Source organism: Halomonas sp. MES3-P3E, assembly GCF_002836035.1.
In the GTDB taxonomy this organism is placed as follows: domain Bacteria; phylum Pseudomonadota; class Gammaproteobacteria; order Pseudomonadales; family Halomonadaceae; genus Vreelandella; species Vreelandella arctica.
On the sequence record NZ_PJBT01000007.1, the window covers coordinates 46,065 to 52,793 of the forward strand.

Genomic DNA, 6,729 nt, shown 5'->3' on the forward strand with positions numbered 1-6,729 from the left:
CACTCGATAGGCAGAAAGGTGGCCCGGATAGATAACCCACTCAAGATAACGGTATAAACTGGATTCAAATATAAGTTTACTGTTTTGATTTAACTCCCGGTACCGCCATCACCCACTCCCGGATAGCCAGAAGGGTCGGATCGTTGCGGCGGCTTTCTGGGTAGACCAGGAAAAAGGCGCGGTCATTTAGTTCGGGGCCAAAGGGTTGCACCAGACGGCCTTCGGCCAGCTCATCCTCAATCAGTTGTCGGCTCATCAGCATCACACCCTGACCACCAACAGCCGCCGAGATAGCGTGGCTTTCATCAGAAAAAGCCAATCCTGCGTCGATACTCAATCCCGGTATCTGCGCTACTTTTTGATAGCCAACCCAATCCATTGGCGAAATCAATATGCCCTGAGGACGAAAGTGAATCAGCGGATACTTCGTGAAATCGCCTGCAACGTGCTTCACAAGTTGCGGGCTGCAGGTTGGAATCAACGTGGTATCAAACAGTTTTTCAGCCACTAACCCAGGCCAGCGTCCATCGCCATGGCGAATGGCGAGATCGGCAGTAACGCCATCCAGCGCAACAGGCTCATGGGAGGCATGAATGCGCAGGTCAATGTCGGGATGGGCGTCACGCAGCAGGCAAACCCAAGGCAGTAGCCAGCGCACTGCCACGACTGGGGTGGTCGTAAGGGTAATGCCACGGCGTTCCGGCATGGCACTCAGGCGCTCGATGGTATGACTAATATTGTCGAACGAAGCTTCCAACACCTGCTGCAGCTCCCGCCCGCGCGGAGTAAGTTCAAGTTGCCTGGGCTTGCGAATAAACAGCGCAATGCCCAGCGCCTCCTCAAGCCCACGAATTTGATGGCTAATGGCAGTAGGTGTCACCGAGAGCTCTAGCGCCGCCTGCTTGGCACTTTGATGGCGGGCAGCCGCTTCAAAGGCGCGAAGTGCTGACAGTGAGGGTAATCGTCGAGTGCTCATGAATGAGTTTTGCTCATCTATTACAGCAAGAAAAGATCGTTTGTTTGGGCCACTGATCAAGGCCTACGCTAAGTCTGTCGTTAATCATAGATGAGTTTAGCTCATAACTGGAGTTTCTCCATGTCTCATATCCTGCACATAGACGCTAGCGCACGCCCCGGAATTGCGGGAAAAGATGAGCACGGCTCCCACAGCCGCCACCTGTCTCAGCGATTCATAAACCACTGGCAATCCAGTCGTCCGAAAGACACCGTCACCTACCGGGATATCGGCCAACACCCACCCTCTTTTATCAACCATGACTGGATTGCGTCTGCGTTTACGCCTGAGGAACATCTAGAGCCTTGGATGAAAAATGCGCTGGCAGAAAGCGATCAGTTGGTAGATGAACTGATTGCCTCAGATATTCTCGTTATCGGTACCCCACTCTACAACTTCGGCATGCCAGCCGCTCTTAAAGCGTGGATCGATCTAGTAGTGCGCGCTGGCCGAACAGTGGATATTGACGAGAGCAACCCGACCGACCCTTACATTCCAAAACTGGATGACCGCCCAAGGCAAGCGATTGTTCTTACGGCTAGAGGTGGCGTCAATATGGCCCCCGGTGAAGAAATGGCCCATATGAACCATCTTGAACCACACTTGGCCACCGCGCTGGCGTTTATCGGTATCACTCGCGTTCACTACATCGCGATCGAAGGACAGGAAGCGGGTGGGGAGGTGTTGGATAAATCGATTGCTGAGGCTCTGCGCGATGTTGAAACTCTGGTTGCTGACTTACAGAAGGAAATGGTGGCTAATGCAATAGCCGAATCAGCCTAGTAATTGAATTCAACAGCCTCTTGTTTGGTGCGGAGATCGCTAGCCTAGGATATCCGCACCTACTCTCAAGAGTGCGCCAGTCTTTCCCCTATCACCACCTAAGGTTGCGACTAATCTCCTCTTTTTGGCAGCTCCACTTCTATGTTGAAAGGTGAATAAGCTTACCAAGTCTCATCCGCCCCCGGCGGCCCTACATCAATCTGCATATCGGGCGCAATATCCACCACGCCCTGTATATGCTTCAGCCGTTCCGCCGTGACATCGTCTGCGGAGCCGGTTATACAGCCGATCTCTTCGAGGATATCCTTGATGGTCAGTCCTTCCTCACTGAGGCGTGTAGCCATTTCATTTATCGGTTGATCGCTGGAAATAGTGATCACCCATAGCGCTACCGTTGGCATCTGGCATTATCTCCGAAGTGAGTGCACCGGGCGGCCTGAAAGAAGTGGCTGCCCAGCACGCCGCCTATCGTTAGGGCGCTTGCACCAATCCTGCTCCCACGCTGGATTCCGGTAATGGCAGTTCCTGCACCGAAGCTATCAGCTGCTGCCACAGTTTCCTTCCCCGCAATGTGTCATCAGACTGTGCCCAAAGGGCTGCGCAGCCTGCCACGTGTGGTGCCGCCATGCTGGTGCCACTGATCGACTTATGCCGAGTAGGCCGTGGCCATGAGGAGAAGATATCGCGCCCAGGCGCAGCAATCTCAATCTTGCCATGATTGGAAAAGCTGGAGGGCTTTAGGTTCGGATCGAGAGACGCGACTGACATCACGGTAGGCGAGTTGGCAGGTGCGCCGGTATTGGTCGCAGAATTCCCCGCCGCGGCGATAATGAGGCACCCATTACGCAGCGCCGCTTCACCCGCATGGGTGTAGGCGGCCTGCACCGGGCTCTGGCTACCAAGCGACATCGAGATCACCTCACACCGGTTGGCGATAGCCCAGTTCAAGCCAGCCAGCACGCCCGCCCCGGTACTGCTGCCCGAGTTAGTCAGCACCTTCCCGACGAAGACCTCCGCTTCATATGCGATACTGTAACGCTGCGTGCTTTCACTTGGCGCCTCGGGTCCACAGGCCGTGCCGATACAATGCGTACCGTGACCATTCATATCTTGCACCGGCTCCCCGACAAATGAGCGGGTAACGAACTCCCTTCCAACGAAATCCGGGTGGCCAAGATCCATTCCGGTATCCAGCACGGCCACCTTAATACCTGCACCACTCCAACTACTTTGCGGCACCCTGCACCGGGTTAGCCCCCATGTCGACTGCTGAGCGTCAGACTCAAGCTCCTCATCGGCATCATACTTATCAAGGTCGACACCCAGGTCGCGCGCGATGGTGCTCGTTGCCCGCAAGAAGCCGCGAAGGTATTCCGAGTTTTTAGAACCAGTGTTTTTAAAATCAGAGCTTTTAAAACCAGAGCTCTCGGAAAACGCAAAGTACTCCGGCTCAATGATTTCGATAGGACTATCCGCTGACACCTTATCCAACACACTCATGCCATGTTGCTCCAAGGCATCACCACCCACCAGTGCCACGCCTAGCTCGGGAAACACCATCGCTTCGGCATCCCCAGCGTCTTCCAGGCTGACGGCCTGATCGGTAAAGTCACGGGCATCGGCCACCCGAAAGTTCTGGGCTTTTAACGACTTGATACCCTCTTCCATCCATCCGTCACGAAAGCTGATAAGAAAGCGCCCTGTTTCCAGACAGCTGCCTCCCCGCTCCAGGGCCGCCAACAGAAGTTTTTCGGTGCTACACGATACGGTGGCAAGCGCCCCGTTTTCTCCAGTGGGTGTGTTACCGTTTCCGCGGCCTGTCGGTTTTTTAGCCATCGCTGACCTCCATTTCGTCTGGCTTTCAAACGTTACTGCTCAAGTGCTTACCCATAGAAAGCAAAGTCTCTCCATGCAGAAAGTCGTGCTTTCAGCTTAACGCACCTAATGATCTTCGCCAGATTGATTGAGTTCATCGGGAAGACGCTCTTCAGCCCGAAGGGTGAGCACTTCAAAACCGGAAGCAGTGACGGCAATCGTGTGCTCCCACTGGGCTGACAATGTCTTGTCACTGGTCACCACCGTCCAACCATCCCGCTTGGTTTTGATCTTGGCCCTGCCCTGATTAATCATGGGCTCGATGGTAAACACCATGCCCTCTTTTAACGCCAAGCCTCTGCCTTTCTTTCCGTAATGCAGCACCTCCGGCTCTTCATGCATTTCCCGGCCAATGCCGTGGCCGCAATACTCACGAACCACAGAGTAGCCATGCTGTTCGGCATGTTGCTGAATCGCATAACCCACATCGCCCAAGGTGGCACCGGGCTTGACCGCTTGAATCCCTTGCCACATGGCTTCATAGGTTTTATCGACCAGTCGCTTGGCATAGGGAGTGACATCACCAATCAGGTACATCTTGCTGGAGTCAGCAATAAAGCCGTCTTTCTCCAGGGTAATGTCGACATTGACGATATCGCCTGATTTGAGCGTTTGCTTGTCGGATGGAATGCCATGGCACACTACGTGGTTCACTGAGGCATTCAATACGTATTGGTAATCGTATTGCCCCTTACTGGCCGGACGAGCCTCCAGTTGATCGACGATATAGCGCTCGGCCCAATCGTTAATATCCATGGTGGATACGCCGGGCGCAATACGTTGGTCAAGTTGGCTGAACACCAATCCGAGTAGCCGACCGGCTTCCCGCATTAAGCGCAACTCCTCCTCGTTTTTGAGCGTTACCTCACTCACCGACCACCTTCCTTACTTCAACGTCGGCTTGTTTCATTTGCTCACGCATAATCTCAGAGAAAGTCATGCTCGGATTGGCCTCAGCGAGCATACCTACTTTTATCCAGTACTCCGCCTGGGCATTGATAGAACGCACCATCACCGAGCTCGCTTTGCGAATATCTTCGTGCAGCTGATCATTGATTTTTACGATACCCATCACACCACCCAGTATATGAAACGAATATAAATCATATACGGATGATATATCGCGTAACGACTGGCGGCAAGGCTACCTTGTTACGTTAAGCTGTAACGTTTGAGAAAGGTTTCAACGCCAATACTTTCTTGCGCAGCGCCAGCTTCGGCTTCTCTAACGAAGCGCGCCACTGGGTACACTCCTGCTGTTGTTGCGGGTCGTTATCGGGGCTTGCGCTAAACGCATCCAGCCAAGCCTGACGGGTACACAGGTCTTGATAGTCGCCGAGCAGGCCCTGGCGGTGCTTTAATTCAGTCAGGAACGGCTCAGGAGTCTCTGGGTTTAAATCAGCCAGGTAACGAATCCGCTTCACGCCCTTGCGCAGTTCATGGAACTCGGCGTCGTGAGCGTCCAATGAGAGTGCCGCCAGATCCTCATCGTGGCGTGTGATGCGCTCATCCAGTACCGCCTTGATGCGTTTTAGCGTGAGTTTTGACAGCGCCTTTCCAACATCATCGGAAGCGATAAAACTCTGCCAGCCCTCAAGCTCTTCAGCGTACGCCGGTGCATTTAACTGCTGGCACAGCGTCTGGTGCCGTTCCCGCTGGCTAGCCTGCAGCCACTGCGTTAACCCCTTTCGAGTAACCGACGAGGGCGGCGGTGATGTCTTGCCCATATCCTCCAGAAACACATCAATATCACGGAGATCACTGGTGGCCTGGGCGCGATGCTTGAGCCGCTTAAGCATCTTCTTAAAACCAGGCACTTGGGCAATGGCGTGCACGGATTCACCCACTGCCCGGCTGCGGCGCAGATTCACCCGGTACTGGTGCAGAAACTCAGGATCAACACCTGCGATGACGCCAGGCTCCAAGGCTCGAATCATCTGATACTGGTGCTCCAGCATGGCGCCTATTCGGCTGGCAGTGTCGCTTTTGTGTTTGGGTGGTTGGGGGGCAAGGCGCTTGAAAAGTGGGTAACTGACCGCTTCCGGGGTCAGGCATCCCGTCAATTTGGCTCCGCCCTGCTCCACGCTTTTCCAGGCAGTGCCAGACAGCGTGAAATGCAGCACGCTACCGGTGGGCAGCGAATGCGACGCTGTCTTATCGAGCCAACGGGCCAGGTCATGCAGCGCCGGGTTATGCCCAACCACCAGCACCCTTTCGGCTTCATCCGGTAACGCTTTGAGCCATGCCTGCAGCCCGGCGCCATCGAAAGTGTAAAGGTCTTCATCGAAGTGAACCTGATCGACCAGAGTATGTTCAGGCAGTTGCACCGCGATCTCGTCGAAGGTTTCCCGCGTGCGAGCTGCTGTACTGACGTAAATCTCCCCTTCGAACGCTTGCCAGCGCTGCAGCACAGGCGCCATCGCCGCTGCCTGACGCTTACCCCGCTTTCGCAACGGCCGTTGGTGGTCGGTCATATCGCCACTGGGCTGTTTGGCCTTGGCGTGCCGCATTAGGTATAAGTGCCGCATGGGTTCGCTCACAAGTAAAGGGTGTTGAACGAAGTTTAGTACACGCGCATCAACTATTGAGTAAGATTAAAGGCGCCCCCGCCTTTGCCCTCTTTTATACCATCGCGACACACCACGACTTTGTTCCTGCCGCCGCGCTTGCCAGCATAAAGCATCTTATCCGCCCGCGTGATGAGAGAGTCTAGATCGACCTCATTACTATTCGTTGCAGCTACCCCGATGGTGACACTTGGGCTCAGCTCGCTCATTTCTTCCTTTAACGGCAACTCAGCGACCTTCTTTTTCAAGCACTCAGCGATGATTTGCGCATCGTTTGGGTTAGTGTTCGGCAGGGCCACTACAAACTCTTCACCACCAAATCGCCCTATTACATCCGATGGACGCAGAGACTCTGCGCAAACCTTAGCGATTTTGGACAGCACCCAATCCCCATGGCTATGCCCCCAGGTATCGTTAATATTTTTGAAATGGTCCACATCAATCATAAAAAGGCTAAACGGCATCTTTTCGGACTGGGAGTGCTGTAAC

8 protein-coding genes are annotated in these 6,729 nt (G+C 54.2%); 1 reads left to right on the top strand and 7 read right to left on the bottom strand.

Annotated features, from left to right (window positions below):
* Nucleotides 1-76: 76 nt before the first annotated feature.
* Nucleotides 77-976 (bottom strand): LysR substrate-binding domain-containing protein, encoded by a 900-nt coding sequence (locus CXF87_RS02545; protein ID WP_101145367.1) that lies wholly within the window; start codon nt 974-976, stop codon nt 77-79.
* Between the two features lie 120 nt (nt 977-1,096).
* On the opposite strand from CXF87_RS02545, the gene CXF87_RS02550 reads away from it, so the two are divergent.
* Nucleotides 1,097-1,798 carry an FMN-dependent NADH-azoreductase gene (locus CXF87_RS02550; protein WP_008956695.1) on the top strand — a complete coding sequence of 234 codons (702 nt, stop codon included), beginning with the start codon at nt 1,097-1,099 and terminating at the stop codon, nt 1,796-1,798.
* A 161-nt stretch (nt 1,799-1,959) separates the two neighbouring features.
* On the opposite strand, the gene CXF87_RS02555 is transcribed toward CXF87_RS02550, so the two are convergent.
* From CXF87_RS02555 to CXF87_RS02580, 6 genes are all read right to left on the bottom strand, one after another.
* On the bottom strand, nt 1,960-2,199 hold the full coding sequence (locus tag CXF87_RS02555) for a hypothetical protein (RefSeq protein ID WP_008956696.1): 240 nt from the start codon (nt 2,197-2,199) through the stop codon (nt 1,960-1,962).
* 70 nt (nt 2,200-2,269) lie between these two features.
* Complete coding sequence (locus CXF87_RS02560; RefSeq protein WP_101145368.1) at nt 2,270-3,634, bottom strand: S8 family serine peptidase; 1,365 nt, start codon at nt 3,632-3,634, stop codon at nt 2,270-2,272.
* Between the two features lie 105 nt (nt 3,635-3,739).
* Nucleotides 3,740-4,546: a type I methionyl aminopeptidase gene (gene map / locus CXF87_RS02565; protein WP_101145369.1), complete on the bottom strand. Its 807-nt coding sequence runs from the start codon at nt 4,544-4,546 to the stop codon at nt 3,740-3,742.
* Nucleotides 4,539-4,745: a ParD-like family protein gene (locus CXF87_RS02570; protein ID WP_101145370.1), complete on the bottom strand. Its 207-nt coding sequence runs from the start codon at nt 4,743-4,745 to the stop codon at nt 4,539-4,541. Before CXF87_RS02570 ends, map begins: the two co-directional genes overlap by 8 nt.
* An 85-nt stretch (nt 4,746-4,830) precedes the next feature.
* Nucleotides 4,831-6,201: a CHAD domain-containing protein gene (locus CXF87_RS02575; protein WP_101145371.1), complete on the bottom strand. Its 1,371-nt coding sequence runs from the start codon at nt 6,199-6,201 to the stop codon at nt 4,831-4,833.
* Nucleotides 6,202-6,254: 53 nt separating this feature from the next.
* The coding region (locus CXF87_RS02580) for a GGDEF domain-containing protein (protein WP_157826456.1) at nt 6,255-6,729 on the bottom strand (475 nt) is incomplete at its 5' end.